This window comes from Escherichia sp. 10290 (genome assembly GCF_030295155.1).
Taxonomy (GTDB): Bacteria; Pseudomonadota; Gammaproteobacteria; order Enterobacterales; family Enterobacteriaceae; genus Escherichia; species Escherichia coli_F.
The window spans coordinates 2,167,894-2,184,941 of record NZ_AP025741.1; the positions used below are offsets into that span (position 1 = coordinate 2,167,894).

The following is a 17,048-nucleotide window of genomic DNA, read 5'->3' on the forward strand; positions in this document are numbered from 1 at the left end:
CGGCTCCAGGTTACTTCCCGTAGGATTCTTGCTTTAATAGCGGGATTAATTTCCACATTAAAACAGGGATTGATCATGCAAAAACTCATTAACTCAGTGCAAAACTATGCCTGGGGCAGCAAAACGGCGTTGACTGAACTTTATGGTATGGAAAATCCGTCCAGCCAGCCGATGGCCGAGCTGTGGATGGGCGCACATCCGAAAAGCAGTTCACAGGTGCAGAATGCCGCCGGAGATATCGTTTCACTGCGTGATGTGATTGAGAGTGATAAATCGACTCTGCTCGGAGAGGCCGTTGCCAAACGCTTTGGCGAACTGCCTTTCCTGTTCAAAGTATTATGCGCAGCACAGCCGCTCTCCATTCAGGTTCATCCAAACAAACGCAATTCTGAAATCGGTTTTGCCAAAGAAAATGCTGCAGGTATTCCGATGGATGCCGCTGAGCGTAACTATAAAGATCCTAACCACAAGCCGGAGCTGGTTTTTGCGCTGACGCCTTTCCTTGCGATGAACGCGTTTCGTGAGTTTTCCGAGATTGTCTCCCTACTCCAGCCAGTCGCAGGTGCACATCCGGCGATTGCTCACTTTTTACAACAGCCTGATGCCGAACGTTTAAGCGAACTGTTCGCCAGCCTGTTGAATATGCAGGGTGAAGAAAAATCCCGCGCGCTGGCGATTTTAAAATCGGCCCTCGACAGCCAGCAGGGTGAACCATGGCAAACGATTCGTTTAATTTCTGAATTTTACCCGGAAGACAGCGGTCTGTTCTCCCCGCTGTTGCTGAATGTGGTGAAATTGAATCCTGGCGAAGCGATGTTCCTGTTCGCTGAAACACCGCACGCTTACCTGCAAGGCGTGGCGCTGGAAGTGATGGCGAACTCCGATAACGTGCTGCGTGCGGGTCTGACGCCTAAATACATTGATATTCCGGAACTGGTTGCCAATGTGAAGTTCGAAGCCAAACCGGCTAACCAGTTGTTGACCCAGCCAGTGAAACAAGGTGCAGAACTGGACTTCCCGATTCCGGTGGATGATTTTGCCTTCTCGCTGCATGACCTTAGCGAAGAAGAAACCACCATCAGCCAGCAGAGTGCCGCCATTTTGTTCTGCGTCGAAGGCGATGCAACGCTGTGTAAAGGTTCTCAGCAGTTACAGCTTAAACCGGGTGAATCAGCGTTTATTGCCGCCAACGAATCACCGGTGACTGTCAAAGGCCACGGCCGTTTAGCGCGTGTTTACAACAAGCTGTAAGAGCTTACTGAAAAAATTAACATCTCTTGCTAAGCTTATTAAAGGCTTATAACACCTTCAGGCGGCCAGTCCGCCTGATTTCATTTTATGGATAATCATTATGAATAAATCGCTGGTAGCGGTAGGCGTCATTGTTGCGCTAGGCGTAGTCTGGACAGGCGGCGCATGGTATACAGGCAAGAAGATAGAAACCCATCTCGAAGACATGGTCGCGCAGGCGAACGCGCAACTCAAACTGACAGCTCCTGAATCCAATCTGGAAGTAAGTTATCAAAACTATCATCGCGGCGTATTCAGCAGCCAGTTGCAGCTGTTGGTGAAACCCGTTGCCGGAAAAGAAAATCCGTGGATTAAAAGTGGTCAGAGCGTCATCTTCAACGAATCAGTTGATCATGGCCCCTTCCCCTTTGCCCAGCTTAAAAAACTGAACCTGATCCCGTCTATGGCATCAATTCAAACTACGCTGGTCAATAACGAAGTAAGCAAGCCACTGTTTGATATGGCAAAGGGTGAAACGCCTTTTGAGATTAACTCCCGCATTGGTTACAGCGGAGATTCCAGTTCCGATATTTCGCTCAAGCCACTGAATTACGAACAAAAGGATGAAAAAGTCGCCTTTAGCGGCGGCGAGTTCCAGTTAAATGCTGACAAAGACGGCAAAGCTATCTCCCTTTCCGGAGAGGCGCAAAGTGGTCGGGTAGACGCGGTTAACGAATACAACCAGAAAGTGCAGTTAACCTTTAATAATCTGAAAACCGACGGTTCCAGCACGCTGGCAAGTTTTGGTGAGCGCGTAGGAAACCAAAAACTGTCGCTGGAGAAAATGACCATTTCAGTGGAAGGCAAAGAACTGGCACTGCTGGAAGGCATAGAGATCAGCGGTAAATCGGATCTGGTCAATGACGGTAAAACGATCAATAGCCAACTGGATTACTCGCTAAATAGCCTTAAGGTACAGAATCAGGATCTGGGCAGCGGCAAGCTGACTTTAAAAGTCGGCCAGATTGATGGCGAAGCCTGGCATCAGTTTAGTCAGCAATATAACGCGCAAACTCAGGCGCTTCTGGCACAGCCAGAGATTGCCAACAATCCCGAACTTTATCAGGAGAAAGTGACGGAAGCCTTCTTTAGCGCCCTGCCGCTGATGTTGAAAGGCGATCCGGTGATTACTATCGCGCCGTTAAGCTGGAAAAACAGTCAGGGTGAAAGTGCGTTGAATCTGTCGCTGTTCCTGAAAGATCCGGCAACGACAAAAGAAGCGCCGCAAACGCTGGCACAGGAAGTAGACCGCTCGGTTAAATCTCTGGATGCGAAACTGACCATTCCGGTGGATATGGCAACTGAGTTGATGACTCAGGTAGCGAAGCTGGAAGGTTATCAGGAAGATCAAGCGAAAAAACTGGCGAAACAGCAAGTTGAAGGTGCATCAGCAATGGGGCAGATGTTCCGTCTGACCACCTTGCAGGACAATACCATCACCACCAGCCTGCAATATGCTAACGGTCAGATCACGTTAAACGGGCAGAAAATGCCACTGGAAGATTTTGTTGGGATGTTTGCGATGCCGGCATTAAACGTTCCAGCTGTACCCGCTATTCCGCAGCAGTAATTCACAGCCAAAATGCCGGAGATTTTTCTCTCCGGCGTTTTTTCTTACTTCAGCATAAAGTCATACTGAATACTCATTTTCACATCCCAGTAATTCAGGTGATCGCCCAGTGTACTGCCATCGCGCTTTTCCCGCCCTTTATCGGCAGCAAGAAAGAAATTCATCCCTTGTAACGGCCCTTCGCTGACCCGATAGTTCATACCACCTAAGATACCCGCGCCTTCAATCCGCACATCTCGTTTACTGGATTCATAGCCGCGAGTCACAATCGGTGCAAATGTCAGCGTAAATTGCGGAGTTAAACGATAATTGACGCCCAATTGCCAGGACTGCATTCCTTCACGGTTACGATCAAGACTTAATGAAAAGGGATAGCCAATGTCGGTGTCCACCACGGCACCATTCATTGCATGGCGCAAATAACCACCACTGCCAAATACGCTTCCCCACGGCGCATTCCAGGTCAATTGTCCACTAACCAACGCCGTTTCATTGGGCTGGCTGGTATTACGACTTAAACCTTCGAGTTGCGCGTAAAAGCCGAGCAACTCCCCTTTCAACGTATAATTCGGGTCGAGCGGTATGCTTTTCTCGAGAATACTTTGTATCTGATTGGAAACATCTTTCTGTACCGATGCCCCCAGAGAATAGCGACTGGTATCATCATGCCAACTGGCGGCTAAAAAAGAACGTGCGCGATGTTTATCGTATTTTCCCGTCTGGCTGTTATAAACCCCTTCATCACGAATACCGGTTGTTGAATCGGTCCATAAAAATACTCGTGACCGCCACATTCCCCACAGATCAATATTTGGCGTTAAAGCCCAGTAACCTAATGCTCCTTCAGAAACTGTCGGTAATGTACGTTGCGAACTGCCAGCCATTAACGGAATACGATAAGGTAAGCTACCATAACTATAATCCGTCCCGAAGCGACCTAATTTAAGCAGGCTATTTTCACTGGGTTTTATTTTTACTGCACCCAGGGCAAAGCCAAAACTTTTATCACCATCAAGATACCACCGGGTACTCATATCAGCACGAGCACCTAATTTATAAACATAATACGCCCCGCCTTCAACGCCAATAATATTGGAATAATAACCACTATTGAAATCGAGCAATCCTCCCTGTACCCATGCGTAAATATCTCTTCCCGCGCCAGCACTGGGCTTATCCGCCCTGCGCAATTCGTTTTTCAGTCTGATGCGTAGTCCCGCTTCATCGTCAGCCAGTTGCGCCGCGTAAGCAGAGGTAAGGCCAGAGGCAGCCGTCAGGCAAATAACGGCCATGGCCACTATTTTTCTCATAGTTGCACCTTTGATGTTCTGATTATTTTTATTGAATATTAATTAGTGATATCGCTGATTAATTGCTGTTGCATTTTTTTACGATTATCAATTTCAACCACGATTTCTTTGAATTTTTTATCCGTGAGAGGATAAAACCAGATAATGACGAATGCCAGCAGCATAAATCCGCAAGGTACTAAGGCAATTGATGTGCGGATGCCCATAATAACTTCCGGCGTTTGCACCTGATTGGCAATATATCCGCTTAATCCCAAAATAAAGGCAGGAATCGAACCTCCGATTGCCTGACCGCATTTACGGGTAAATGAGAATAGTGAATAGGTGAGCCCTTCTATTCGCACGCCGGTCAGGTATTCACCGTATTCCACAGTATCAGCTTCCAGTGCCCACATCACGGTCATGGTAACGCCCTGACCAATTGAAGCGATGGCCAACGCAACCAACGCCACCGGCAGTGACCAGACCGAAACCCAGAAGAACAGCAGATAACCGCAGGTTCCCAGCAAAGCGCCAATCAGGAAGGTATTCTTTTTACCGATCCTCGCGACCATCCCCGGCACCAGCGGTGCCGATGCCACAGTACCGACCAAGTTTTGCACCAGTACCAGCACAGTGAACAGCCCGGTATCATTTAACACATAGCGCACGTAGAACAACGACGAGGCGCTGACCGCGAAGGTCGAAATCAGCACACACAGCGCACCGATGCACAACATAAACAGCGGGCGATTCCGTTTCAGGTTTTGCAGACTGATCTTCAATGACGGCTGCGCCACGATACGTACCACATTCTCACGCGTCGATTTGAAGCAGATGAAGTAAAGCACCATTCCGGCAATCGCCAGCACAATCGTCCAGAAATGGTATACCGACACCATCTCTTCCGGACTGGAGTTCTTAATGCTCGGTCCTATCAGAAATGCCAGACAGACAAAGGTCAATGAAGCGGCAATCCCGCGAGCCGCGCCCAGACGGGCGCGGGATTGTGGTTGTTGGGTCATCGCGGTAGCAAGTGAACCATAAGGAATATTCACCAGGCTGTAGCAAAGCCCGAGGCCCATGTAGGTCAAATATGCATACACTACTTTGCTGCTATGGCTCCAGTCGGTCGGCACCCAGAATACCAGCACACTGAAGATCATTAACGGCGCAGTACCGAAGAGTAAAAACGGGCGGAATTTTCCCCAGCGGGTATTCACACTGTCCACCACTCGTCCGGCAAAGACGTCGGCGAAGGCATCGAATACCCGCACCAGTAACAGCATGGTGCCCGCCGCAGCGGCACCGATGCCAGCGACGTCGGTGTAGTAACTCAACAGGAAGAGCGCCCCCATTGCGAAGGCGAAGTTATTGGCGACGTCACCGAGGCTGTAGCCGACGATGGTGCGCCAGGAGAGTTGTTGATTCATTGTTTGCCTCCCTGCTGCGGTTTTTCACCGAAGTTCATGCCAGTCCAGCGTTTTTGCAGCAGAAAAGCCGCCGACTTCGGTTTGCGGTCGCGGGTGAAGATCCCTTTCCTGTTACCGCCAACGCGCAATATGCCTTGTGAGGTCGCAAAATCGGCGAAATTCCATACCTGTTCACCGACGACTGCGCTGACTCGATCAAAGACGCGGTGATACATATCCAGCCATGCACACTGATACTCTTCACTCCACATGTCGGTGTACATTGAGTGCAGCCCGGCTAACGTATCCACGCCGTATTCGGTGATGATAATCGGCTGATGCAGTTTCTCCTGCCAGGCCAGCAGTTCTTTTTCCAGTACCTTCTCTGCCGTTTCCAAATCGCCGCTTTGGACATACCAACCGTAATAACGGTTCAGACACAGCACATCAAAGAGATCGCTGATGGTATCGGTGTGAGCGTCGCAGAACATTACATTGACGCAGGTGATCGGACGCGTCGGGTCGAGTTTACGCGTTGCTTCCGCCAGTGGCGCGAAATATTCCCGTGCACCTTGCGGACGGGTATCCGGTTCGTTGGCAATACTCCACATCACCACGCTTGGGTGGTTTTTGTCACGCGCAATCAGCTCTTTAATCGCCTGTAAGTGCGCCTGCTGGGTTTCTCCGTTGACTGCCTCTTCGCTGTACAGTTCTTTCGGCTTGTTGCCCGCTTCGAAACCAATGCCTAAAGAGAGGTTAAAGCCTACAGCTGCAGTTTCATCAATCACCACGATGCCATGTTCATCTGCCCAGTCGAGCATCTCTTCAGCGTAAGGGTAATGCGAGGTACGGTAGGAGTTGGCCCCAATCCAGTCCATTAATGCGTGATCGTGCACCATCAGCACGTTATCGAATCCTTTGCCACGCAAATCCGCATCTTCATGACGACCAAAGCCAGTAAAATAGAACGGTTTGTGGTTAATCAGGAACTGCTCGCCCTTCACTGCCACTGACCGGATGCCGACGCGCAGCGGGTAGATATCACACTCTGTCTGGCTTTTGGCTGTGACGCACAGTTCATAGAGATAACCTTCACCCGGTTGCCAGAGGTGCGGATTCACCACTTGCAAAGTCCCGCTGGTGCCTTGTCCAGTTGCAACCACCTGTTGATCCGCATCACGCAGTTCAACGCTGACATCACCATTTGCCACCACCTGCCAGTCAACAGACGCGTGGTTACAGTCTTGCGCGACATGCGTCACCACGGTGATATCGTCCACCCAGGTATTCGGCGTGGTGTAGAGCATTACGCTGCGATGGATCCCGGCGTAGTTAAAGAAATCATGAAAGTAAGACTGCTTTTTCTTGCCGTTTTCATCGGTAATCACCATTCCCGGCGGGATAGTCTGCCAGTTCAGTTCGTTGTTCACACAAACAGTGATACGTACACTTTTCCCGGCAATAACATACGGCGTGACATCGGCTTCAAATGGCGTATAGCCGCCCTGATGCTCCATCACTTCCTGATTATTTACCCACACTTTGCCGTAATGAGTGACCGCATCGAAACGCAGCACGATACGCTGGCCTGCCCAACCTTTCGGTATAAAGACTTCGCGCTGATACCAGACGTTGCCCACATAATTACGAATATCTGCATCGGCGAACTGATCGTTAAAACTGCCCGGCACAGCAATTGCCCGGCTTTCTTGTAACGCGCTTTCCCACCAACGCTGATCAATTCCACAGTTTTCGCGATCCAGACTGAATGCCCACAGGCCGTCGAGTTTTTTGATTTCACGGGTTGGGGTTTCTACAGGACGTAACATAAGGGACTCCTCATTAAGATAAAAATACTGGTCAACCTTTAATCTGATTAGTTAACCAATTCTGTGTTGCACACAGTTATCTGTGAGAAACCCATGGAAGAGAAATGGAAATAAAAAGAACTGACACCGCGATCAAAAAACCAAAAACTGCAATACCCACAGCGTGATATTGATCGCATTAATCTTTAAAACAGCGTTGACAGAAGCCACAAAATAAGCAATCGAACGTTCGTTCGAACATATTGTGAGCGATAAACCCTCATGATATATTGCTACGATGAATATTTAGGTGGGATTCTCCGATCCCTGGAAGGATGATTTTTGCACAGAGAAATTACGATATGAAACGCGGGCTCAGTTGTCACCAGCCCGCGGAAAGAGAGAGGATCAGGATGCGGTTAATATACCGCCAATCATCGCGCGTAATCCCTGAGCAAACGACGCTTCACGCGCCAGATCTTCCGCTTCGATATCGGCCAGTACACCGTAGGTCAGATCCAGCAGTAAACGTGAAGTCATTGCCGTGTTGATGTCTGGGCTTATCTCGCCTTTTTGCTGGGCATCACGCATCCGCTGGGCAACAAATTCCGTGATCGTCATATGCTTATTTTTAAGCATGGCGGCGACCTGTGGGTTACGCATCCCTTCCGCCATAATTTCGACCACCAGCGCCCGTTGCCCAAAGGCCTCATGGGTGAGAGAGACAATAGACTCGACCATATAGTCAACGAAATGAATCCCTTCAATCGGTTCCCGGAAACGGGCCAGCGCCCTCTCCTGGTCCTGTAAGATAATCGCCTGAATCAAGGCTTCTTTGGAGATGAAATGGTGATAGAGCGTCCCGGGACTAATGGCGCAGGATTTACAGATGGCTTTCATCGAGGCACTGTGAAATCCATTTTCTGAAAAAATCTCTCTGGCAGCATTGAGGATCCGGGTCCGTGTCGGTTGTGCTTCAGTCTGCATGTTATCCATCATTAAACCATTATAGTTAGCGTGAATAACTAGTTTACCGGTTTGTCAGGTGAGCGCCTATCATTGCTGTTGAATAGTGCGAAGGCACACTCAATTCGTAAGCTTTTTATCCAGATATTGGTTAACCAATAGCCGTGATTTGGCTGCCAGTTGTTTAGCAGAGACGTTGACGAGTTGCACACGCTATCCCGGTAAACAACACATACGGCTGTTTACCGGTTCGTTAGTGTATTAATTGAGCTCCTGTACCCCACCACCGGAGACGGTGAGAATTTGTCCGCTTACCCAGCTGGCTGCAGGCGAGCAAAGGAACAGCGCCGCGTTAGCAATATCTTGCGGTTGGCCCAGACGTCTGATTGGTGTGTGTTGCAACATTTTCTGTTCAATTTCTGGGGTAATAACGGATTTCAGGGCATCGGTTAATATTGCCCCCGGCGCAATGCCATTCACCCGAATATTTTTTTCACCCAGGTCAAACGCCATATTTCTGACCAGATGACTGGCCGCAGCTTTAGATGACGCATAGGAGGTCATGTTGATATTTTTATTTTCTGCCGCCATAGAAGTAATGGTCAGAATAACGCCACCGCCATTTTTTTCCATTTCTGGCGCAACAAGTTGTGACAGATGGAAAAAAGAAAACACATTCAGTTCATAAGCACGGCGAAAATCCGCCATTGGCATATCAAACGGTTTAGGACCACCGCCACCGGCGTTGTTAACCAGGATATCAACTTTACCCAGCTTACTGACGGCAAAGTCTGCCAGTGCAGAGAGTTCCTGTTCGGAAGTAATATCACAACGCCAGGCAAATGCCTGACCACCCAGTTGTTGAATTTCATCTACAACATGATTAGCTGCATCGGCGTTAATATCACTGACCACCACAGATGCGCCAGCTGTCGCGAATGTAATGGCGATTTCTTTACCAATACCTGCACCCGCACCTGTGATGATGGCGCATTTTCCGTCGAGTCTCAGGTTGTCAGAATTAAACACATAAACCTCCTGTGAACTTCAGTAAAAATAAAAGGCACCGCCTGTGTGCCACATTTTTTATCATTAACCTTGAGGAAAGGACACTACCAGGTATAGCAGATAAAGAGAGGATTATTTCGGCGCAATGAGCCGGGCGGGAATAATAAGATTGCGTGAATGCGCCTCTTCATGAGTGATTTTTTGCATCATGCAATCCGCAAGTGTGGTACCAAGTTCCCGCGCTGGCGTGCTGGCCCAGGTAACAGGTATATCATCAAGTGTGGTTGGCGTTGCATCGGTAAATGCCGCCAACGAAACCTGTTGTTCAAAGTAACGATCGACTCCGCTTTCCCCGCTTTGCCGCCCTGCTTTCAGCAAACCAAACCATGCCCCCATCGCAATAGTTTCGTTATAGCAAACCACAGCACTGATGGTCGGGTTATGACGTAAAAGCGCCGTGATAGCTTCCGCGGCTTGCTTCTGGCTGGAAGTGCACTCCAACACCCAATCGCTGTGAAACGGCAGGCCAAATTTTAGTAGAGTTGCACAATAGCCCCCCACCCGCTCTGCCCGGGTTAATGAGGAACTTTTCCCTCCCAGCCAGGCGATACGCTGATGCCCATTGCGAATGAGATGCTCCGTCAACAACTGTGCAGCCTGCATGTTATCCGGGCGAACCGTATCAACATCATCAAGATAACTGGCACGGGAAGCGAAAATCACCGGGATAGCTTTTTCTTCTGCCATCCGTCGCAGGTCATCGCTGCTTCCTGCAGCCCCGGCAATTACCACACCATCGACCCCCTGATTCAGTAACAGTGAAAACCGTTGTGCCAGCTGCTCGCCGTCTTTACCGCCGTGAAGCAAAAAAACCATCCGTCCCTGCGCTTCCAGAGCTTCCGTCAATCCGGCCGTTAATTCGGCGTAAAACGGCGCAGATAAATCACGGACGATCAAACCAATGACGCCGCTTTGCCCGCCGCGCAGCGCCGACGCCTGACGATTGCGCACAAATCCCAGCTCTTCAATGGCGGCGTTAACACGTTCTCCTGTGGCGGTAGAGATTCGCCCTTTGCCACTTAGCACCAGCGAAACGGTACTTACCGACACGCCCGCAGCCAGCGCAACATCATGAATGGTTATTTTTTTGGCGGTAGCCATGCAGATGACCTACTCCCTGATTATGTGACAGATAAAACGTTTTACCTTTTATTTATCTTATACCCGCTATTATCGTTGCGTAATGTGATTTGTGCCTCACTAAAATTTGATAAAACGTTTTATCTTCTCGCGCAATTTACTGAATCCAGATTGTTCTCTACGAGGAGTCGTTTTATGACGGCGAAAACAGCACCGAAAGTCACACTGTGGGAGTTCTTCCAGCAGTTAGGCAAAACCTTCATGCTACCCGTGGCATTATTGTCGTTCTGCGGCATTATGCTCGGCATTGGTAGTTCTCTTAGCAGCCATGATGTCATCACCCTGATCCCGGTCCTGGGCAACCCCGTGTTGCAGGCTATCTTTACCTGGATGAGTAAGATTGGCTCGTTTGCTTTTAGTTTCCTGCCAGTCATGTTCTGTATCGCCATCCCGCTGGGCCTGGCACGCGAAAACAAAGGTGTAGCGGCATTTGCTGGCTTTGTCGGTTATGCGGTAATGAATCTCGCGGTAAACTTCTGGTTGACCAATAAAGGCATTCTGCCAACCACGGACGCCGCGGTTCTGAAAGCCAATAACATTCAGAGCATTCTTGGGATCCAGTCGATCGATACAGGGATCCTCGGTGCGGTGATCGCCGGTATTATCGTCTGGATGCTGCATGAGCGTTTCCATAATATCCGCCTGCCGGATGCGCTGGCATTCTTCGGCGGTACGCGCTTCGTGCCAATCATCTCCTCACTGGTAATGGGCCTTGTCGGTCTGGTGATTCCATTAGTCTGGCCGATTTTCGCCATGGGTATTAGCGGCTTGGGCCATATGATAAACAGCGCGGGTGATTTCGGACCGATGCTGTTTGGTACCGGTGAACGTCTGCTGTTGCCGTTTGGTCTGCATCACATTCTGGTGGCATTAATTCGCTTTACCGACGCAGGCGGCACGCAGGAAGTCTGCGGTCAAACCGTCAGCGGCGCACTGACCATCTTCCAGGCGCAATTGAGTTGCCCGACCACTCACGGTTTTTCTGAAAGCGCCACGCGTTTCCTTTCGCAAGGCAAAATGCCTGCGTTTCTCGGCGGTCTGCCAGGTGCAGCGTTAGCTATGTATCACTGCGCGCGCCCGGAAAATCGCCATAAAATTAAAGGGCTGCTGATTTCTGGCCTGATCGCCTGTGTCGTTGGCGGCACGACCGAACCGCTGGAATTTCTGTTCCTGTTCGTAGCGCCAGTTCTGTATGTCATCCACGCGCTGTTAACCGGCCTCGGCTTCACCGTCATGTCTGTGCTCGGCGTCACCATCGGTAATACCGACGGCAATATCATCGACTTCGTGGTGTTCGGTATTTTGCATGGTCTGTCAACCAAGTGGTACATGGTGCCAGTGGTGGCGGCAATCTGGTTTGTCGTTTACTACGTCATCTTCCGTTTCGCTATCACCCGCTTCAATCTGAAAACCCCGGGGCGCGATAGCGAAGTTGCCAGCTCAATCGAAAAAGCCGTTGCCGGTGCGCCGGGTAAATCAGGTTACAACGTTCCGGCAATCCTCGAAGCCTTAGGCGGTGCCGACAATATTGTCAGCCTCGATAACTGCATTACCCGTCTGCGTTTGTCTGTGAAAGATATGTCGCTTGTTAATGTGCAGGCACTGAAGGACAATCGGGCAATTGGCGTAGTACAACTTAATCAACATAACCTGCAGGTTGTTATCGGGCCTCAAGTTCAGTCAGTAAAAGATGAAATGGCCGGTCTGATGCATACTGTTCAGGCATAAGGATAAGATATGTTCGATTTTTCAAAGGTCGTGGATCGTCATGGCACATGGTGTACGCAGTGGGATTATGTCGCTGACCGTTTCGGCACTGCTGACCTGTTACCGTTCACGATTTCAGACATGGATTTTGCCACTGCCCCCTGCATTATCGAGGCGCTGAATCATCGCCTGATGCACGGCGTGTTTGGCTACAGCCGCTGGAAAAACGATGAGTTTCTCGCGGCTATTGCCCACTGGTTTTCCACCCAGCATTACACCGCAATTGATACGCAGTCGGTGGTGTATGGCCCTTCTGTTATCTACATGGTCTCGGAACTGATTCGTCAGTGGTCTGAAAAAGGTGAAGGCGTGGTGATCCACACACCCGCCTATGACGCATTTTATAAGGCCATTGAAGGTAACCAGCGCACAGTAATGCCCGTTGCTTTAGAGAAGCAGCCTGACGGCTGGTTTTGCGATATGGGCAAGCTGGAAGCCGTGCTGGCGAAACCAGAATGTAAAATTATGCTTCTGTGTAGCCCACAGAATCCTACCGGGAAAGTGTGGACGTGCGATGAGCTGGAGATCATGGCTGACCTGTGCGAGCGTCATGGTGTGCGGGTTATTTCCGATGAAATCCATATGGATATGGTTTGGGGCGAGCAGCCGCATATTCCCTGGAGTAATGTGGCGCGCGGAGACTGGGCATTGCTAACGTCGGGATCGAAAAGTTTCAATATTCCCGCCCTGACCGGTGCTTACGGGATTATAGAAAATAGCAGCAGCCGTGATGCCTATTTATCGGCACTGAAAGGACGTGATGGCCTTTCTTCCCCTTCAGTACTGGCGTTAACTGCCCATATCGCCGCCTATCAGCAAGGCGCGCCGTGGCTGGATGCCTTACGCGTCTATCTGAAAGATAACCTGACGTATATTGCAGATAAAATGAACGCCGCGTTCCCTGAACTCAATTGGCAGATCCCGCAATCCACTTATCTGGCCTGGCTTGATCTACGTCCGTTGAATATTGACGACAACGCGTTGCAAAAAGCGCTTATCGAGCAAGAGAAGGTCGCGATCATGCCGGGGTATACCTACGGTGAAGAAGGTCGTGGTTTTGTCCGTCTCAATGCCGGCTGCCCACGTTCGAAACTGGAAAAAGGTGTTGCTGGATTAATTAACGCCATCCGCGCTGTTCGTTAACCCCAATTGCGCAACGTAAAAAATCGTTGCGCAATCGTGGATTTTTACCCTGCTTTGTTTTTATAATGGTGCGCACTTTTATATCCAGAAAAAGAGTGCGACCATGATTGATACCACCCTGCCATTAACTGATATCCATCGCCACCTTGATGGCAACATTCGTCCCCAGACCATTCTTGAACTTGGCCGCCAGTATAATATCTCGCTTCCTGCACAATCCCTGGAAACACTGATTCCCCACGTTCAGGTCATTGCCAACGAACCCGATCTTGTGAGCTTTCTGACCAAACTTGACTGGGGCGTTAAAGTTCTCGCCTCTCTTGATGCTTGCCGCCGCGTGGCATTTGAAAACATTGAAGATGCAGCCCGTAACGGCCTGCACTATGTCGAGCTGCGTTTTTCACCGGGCTACATGGCAATGGCACATCAGCTGCCTGTAGCGGGTGTTGTCGAAGCGGTGATCGATGGCGTTCGTGAAGGTTGCCGCACCTTTGGTGTGCAGGCGAAGCTTATCGGCATTATGAGCCGGACCTTCGGTGAAGCCGCCTGTCAGCAAGAACTGGAGGCCTTTTTAGCCCACCGTGACCAGATTACCGCACTTGATTTAGCCGGTGATGAACTTGGTTTCCCGGGAAGTCTGTTCCTTTCTCACTTCAACCGCGCGCGTGATGCGGGCTGGCATATTACCGTCCATGCAGGCGAAGCTGCCGGGCCGGAAAGCATCTGGCAGGCGATTCGTGAACTGGGGGCGGAACGTATTGGACATGGCGTAAAAGCCATTGAAGATCGGGCGCTGATGGATTTTCTCGCCGAGCAGGAAATTGGTATTGAATCCTGTCTGACCTCCAATATTCAGACCAGCACCGTGGCAGAGCTGGCGGCACATCCGCTGAAAACGTTCCTTGAGCATGGCATTCGTGCCAGCATTAACACTGACGATCCCGGCGTACAGGGAGTGGATATCATTCACGAATATACCGTTGCCGCGCCGGCTGCTGGGTTATCCCGCGAGCAAATCCGCCAGGCGCAGATTAATGGTCTGGAAATGGCTTTCCTCAGCGCAGAGGAAAAACGCGCACTGCGAGAAAAAGTCGCTGCGAAGTAACAAAAATGGATGGTGCTAATTGCACCATCCTCTTTTCACGCAAGGCACAGCGTCGCGCGATGTTTGGCGGATTCGATGCCCAGCTCAATCAACTCCATTACCTGGATTGCCTGACTTGCCGGAACCGGATTTTCACCATCGCCATTTAACGCATCACGAATAGCCGCATAGTAAGCCGGATAATTCCCCGGCACGGTCAACAGCGTTTCTTCGACACGTTCCTCACCTTCCACGCGGGTAAGTACGCCATCACGCATATCGTAGCCCCAGTCTTTCTGCGGCAGACGCTCGCCATTTTTCAGACGTTCTTCCTGTGGATCGAGGCCATATTTCACATAACTGCCTCGGGATCCATGCACGATATACCGTGCTGACTCAGCGGCTGCCAGCATGGTACCGTGTAAAATGACTCGCCGCTGCGGATAGGACAAGATGGCGTGGAAATAATCAGTCGACTGCGCTCCGGGCCGTAACTGTGCCAAATCTACCGTCATGCTAACCGGTAAACCAAATAGCGTAATGGCCTGATCAAGAAGATGCGGTGCTAAATCGTACCAGATACCACTGCCAGGGCCGCCCTGTTCACGCCAACGATCGCGCACCTGCGGACGGAAGCGGTCAAAATGAGACTCAAAGTAAGCAACTTCACCCAGTACGCCTTCCGCGAGCAAACCTTTAAGCGTCAGGAAATCGCTATCCCAGCGACGGTTATGGAATACAGACAGCACACGCCCCAGGCTTTTTGCCAGCGCTTCCAGCTCTCGCGCTTGTGACAGTGTCACGGTAAAGGGTTTATCAACGACCACATGTTTACCCGCCTCAAGAGCCGCTTTGGCTAACGGGAAATGGGTATCGTTGGGTGTAGGGATGATAATCAGGTCTATGTTGGGATCGTTAAACAGATGCTTCGGCTCAGAGACAACCGTAACCGTTGGCCAGTCGGCTTTTACTTTTGTTTCATCGCTGCTGGAGATTACCGCCAGTTCCAGCCCGGGCGTGCCCGCAATCAGGGGCGCATGGAAGGTTTTGCTCGCATAACCATACCCAATCAACCCAACACGGATGTTGTCGCTCATGTCATTGCCTCTCATTGAAGTATGATGGCTATTTGACACTATCCTTTACCCTCGCTCAACAGTTTAATAACCTGCCAGCAATAAGGGATGTTGTTTAACTTAAGTCAAAAAAATAGCGAATTTTCCAACGACAAAAGCTAAATATCGCAAAAACCTCAGTAAAAATCTTGCTGGAGCTATTATTGCTAAGTAACATTTACCCCCTGAAGTTAATGGATCAATCAACAGAGATGTGGGCTGTAATGAATCGTCTTATTGAATTAACAGGTTGGATCGTTCTTGTCGTTTCAGTCATTCTTCTTGGCGTGGCGAGTCACATTGACAACTATCAGCCACCTGAACAGAGTGCTACGGTACAACACAAGTAAGCTCTACTCTTGTAGAGCGACATGCTGCCCGACTGGGTGCATGTTTTAACTTGTCGGATATTAAACCAGGAATTTATTATCTTGTTCGATGTTGTTGGTGATTGTCAGGGATAGTAAAGCGCGTTACTCTTTTCAGAGCAGTTTTTCATCCCTGAATATTTACCATCAGCGCATTCTTATTATTGTAATAATACAAACGTTCACTTTTGGTGAAATTTTATCATCACTAATAATACCTACCCCTTTGGTATTAATTATTTTATGGACCTTTTATGACTGTTCAGGACTACTTATTAAAATTTCGCAAAATCAGTTCACTCGAAAGTCTGGAAAAACTCTACGACCATCTTAATTACACCCTGACGGACGATCAGGAACTGATCAATATGTATCGTGCTGCCGATCACCGTCGCGCAGAGCTGGTTTCTGGCGGGCGTTTGTTTGACCTCGGCCAGGTACCGAAGTCCGTCTGGCACTATGTCCAATAAAGAAAGTAGCGATCGGTTATAAAAGCCTTATAATAACGCCCCTAAAATTAGATTTGCCTGTTTGCGTCGCTATTCTGGAGAACCTATGACCACCACAACGCCACAACGTATTGGAGGCTGGTTGCTTGGTCCATTGGCCTGGCTTTTAGTCGCTCTGTTAAGTACGACGCTGGCGTTGTTGCTGTATACCGCTGCGTTATCTTCTCCGCAAACATTTCAAACGCTCGGCGAACAAGCACTGACGACACAAATCTTATGGGGCGTTTCTTTTATTACCGCTATCGCCATGTGGTATTACACACTGTGGTTGACCATCGCTTTCTTTAAACGTCGGCGTTGTGTTCCTAAACACTATATTATCTGGCTGCTTATTTCCGTATTGCTGGCAGTAAAAGCGTTCGCTTTTTCACCCGTGGAAGATGGCATAGCCGTTCGCCAGTTACTGTTTACTTTGTTGGCAACCGCATTGATCGTCCCTTATTTTAAACGCTCGTCGCGGGTGAAAGCGACGTTTGTGAATCCGTAATAACCTTACAGTTAACCTGTTGTCGCCTGCTC

Annotated in this window: 15 protein-coding genes; 8 read left to right on the forward strand and 7 right to left on the reverse strand. The window is 49.7% G+C overall.

Annotated elements, in window-relative coordinates; translation table 11 throughout:
- The first annotated feature begins 75 nt into the window (after positions 1 to 75).
- Both manA and QUE74_RS11000 read left to right on the forward strand, forming a co-directional pair.
- Positions 76 to 1,251 (forward strand): mannose-6-phosphate isomerase, encoded by a 1,176-nt coding sequence (manA, locus tag QUE74_RS10995; RefSeq protein ID WP_001170638.1) that lies wholly within the window; start codon positions 76 to 78, stop codon positions 1,249 to 1,251.
- A gap of 100 nt (positions 1,252 to 1,351) precedes the next feature.
- Positions 1,352 to 2,860, forward strand: a complete 1,509-nt coding sequence (locus QUE74_RS11000; protein WP_001043383.1) for a YdgA family protein — start codon at positions 1,352 to 1,354, stop codon at positions 2,858 to 2,860.
- A 44-nt stretch (positions 2,861 to 2,904) separates the two neighbouring features.
- Here the strand turns inward: QUE74_RS11000 and uidC are convergent, their stop codons facing one another.
- The 6 genes from uidC to malI all read right to left on the reverse strand — a co-directional run bounded on the left by uidC (position 2,905) and on the right by malI (position 10,504).
- Positions 2,905 to 4,170, reverse strand: a complete 1,266-nt coding sequence (gene uidC, locus QUE74_RS11005) for a glucuronide uptake porin UidC (RefSeq protein ID WP_001227016.1) — start codon at positions 4,168 to 4,170, stop codon at positions 2,905 to 2,907.
- Between the two features lie 38 nt (positions 4,171 to 4,208).
- The gene (uidB, locus tag QUE74_RS11010) at positions 4,209 to 5,582 is read right to left on the reverse strand and encodes a glucuronide transporter (RefSeq protein ID WP_001075843.1); all 1,374 of its coding nucleotides are present in this window, start codon (positions 5,580 to 5,582) and stop codon (positions 4,209 to 4,211) included.
- On the reverse strand, positions 5,579 to 7,390 hold the full coding sequence (uidA, locus tag QUE74_RS11015; RefSeq protein ID WP_000945915.1) for a beta-glucuronidase: 1,812 nt from the start codon (positions 7,388 to 7,390) through the stop codon (positions 5,579 to 5,581). Before uidA ends, uidB begins: the two co-directional genes overlap by 4 nt.
- 387 nt (positions 7,391 to 7,777) lie before the next feature.
- Positions 7,778 to 8,368, reverse strand: a complete 591-nt coding sequence (gene uidR / locus QUE74_RS11020) for a DNA-binding transcriptional regulator UidR (RefSeq protein WP_000969092.1) — start codon at positions 8,366 to 8,368, stop codon at positions 7,778 to 7,780.
- Between the two features lie 228 nt (positions 8,369 to 8,596).
- The gene (hdhA, locus tag QUE74_RS11025; RefSeq protein ID WP_000483371.1) at positions 8,597 to 9,364 is read right to left on the reverse strand and encodes a 7-alpha-hydroxysteroid dehydrogenase; all 768 of its coding nucleotides are present in this window, start codon (positions 9,362 to 9,364) and stop codon (positions 8,597 to 8,599) included.
- Between the two features lie 111 nt (positions 9,365 to 9,475).
- Positions 9,476 to 10,504: a mal regulon transcriptional regulator MalI gene (gene malI / locus QUE74_RS11030; protein WP_000179506.1), complete on the reverse strand. Its 1,029-nt coding sequence runs from the start codon at positions 10,502 to 10,504 to the stop codon at positions 9,476 to 9,478.
- Positions 10,505 to 10,678: 174 nt separating this feature from the next.
- Between malI and malX the strand changes: the two genes are divergently transcribed.
- The 3 genes from malX (at position 10,679) to add (ending at position 14,558) form a co-directional block, all read left to right on the forward strand.
- Positions 10,679 to 12,271, forward strand: coding sequence for a PTS maltose transporter subunit IICB (gene malX, locus QUE74_RS11035; RefSeq protein ID WP_000125609.1), 1,593 nt, complete (start codon positions 10,679 to 10,681; stop codon positions 12,269 to 12,271).
- A gap of 9 nt (positions 12,272 to 12,280) precedes the next feature.
- On the forward strand, positions 12,281 to 13,453 hold the full coding sequence (gene malY, locus QUE74_RS11040; RefSeq protein WP_000459356.1) for a bifunctional maltose regulon transcriptional repressor/cystathionine beta-lyase MalY: 1,173 nt from the start codon (positions 12,281 to 12,283) through the stop codon (positions 13,451 to 13,453).
- Positions 13,454 to 13,556: 103 nt separating this feature from the next.
- A complete protein-coding gene (add, locus tag QUE74_RS11045; protein WP_000567509.1) occupies positions 13,557 to 14,558 on the forward strand; it encodes an adenosine deaminase in 1,002 nt (333 codons plus the stop codon).
- Positions 14,559 to 14,593: 35 nt separating this feature from the next.
- Here the strand turns inward: add and QUE74_RS11050 are convergent, their stop codons facing one another.
- On the reverse strand, positions 14,594 to 15,634 hold the full coding sequence (locus QUE74_RS11050) for an oxidoreductase (RefSeq protein ID WP_001282495.1): 1,041 nt from the start codon (positions 15,632 to 15,634) through the stop codon (positions 14,594 to 14,596).
- Positions 15,635 to 15,876: 242 nt separating this feature from the next.
- On the opposite strand from QUE74_RS11050, the gene blr reads away from it, so the two are divergent.
- The 3 genes from blr (at position 15,877) to QUE74_RS11065 (ending at position 17,016) form a co-directional block, all read left to right on the forward strand.
- Entirely contained in the window at positions 15,877 to 16,002 is a 126-nt protein-coding gene (gene blr / locus QUE74_RS11055; RefSeq protein ID WP_024166213.1) for a division septum protein Blr, read from the forward strand.
- Positions 16,003 to 16,274: 272 nt separating this feature from the next.
- A complete protein-coding gene (gene ydgT / locus QUE74_RS11060; protein ID WP_000217950.1) occupies positions 16,275 to 16,490 on the forward strand; it encodes a transcription modulator YdgT in 216 nt (71 codons plus the stop codon).
- An 85-nt stretch (positions 16,491 to 16,575) separates the two neighbouring features.
- The gene (locus tag QUE74_RS11065) at positions 16,576 to 17,016 is read left to right on the forward strand and encodes a DUF2569 domain-containing protein (protein ID WP_001306099.1); all 441 of its coding nucleotides are present in this window, start codon (positions 16,576 to 16,578) and stop codon (positions 17,014 to 17,016) included.
- The last annotated feature ends 32 nt before the right edge of the window (positions 17,017 to 17,048 follow it).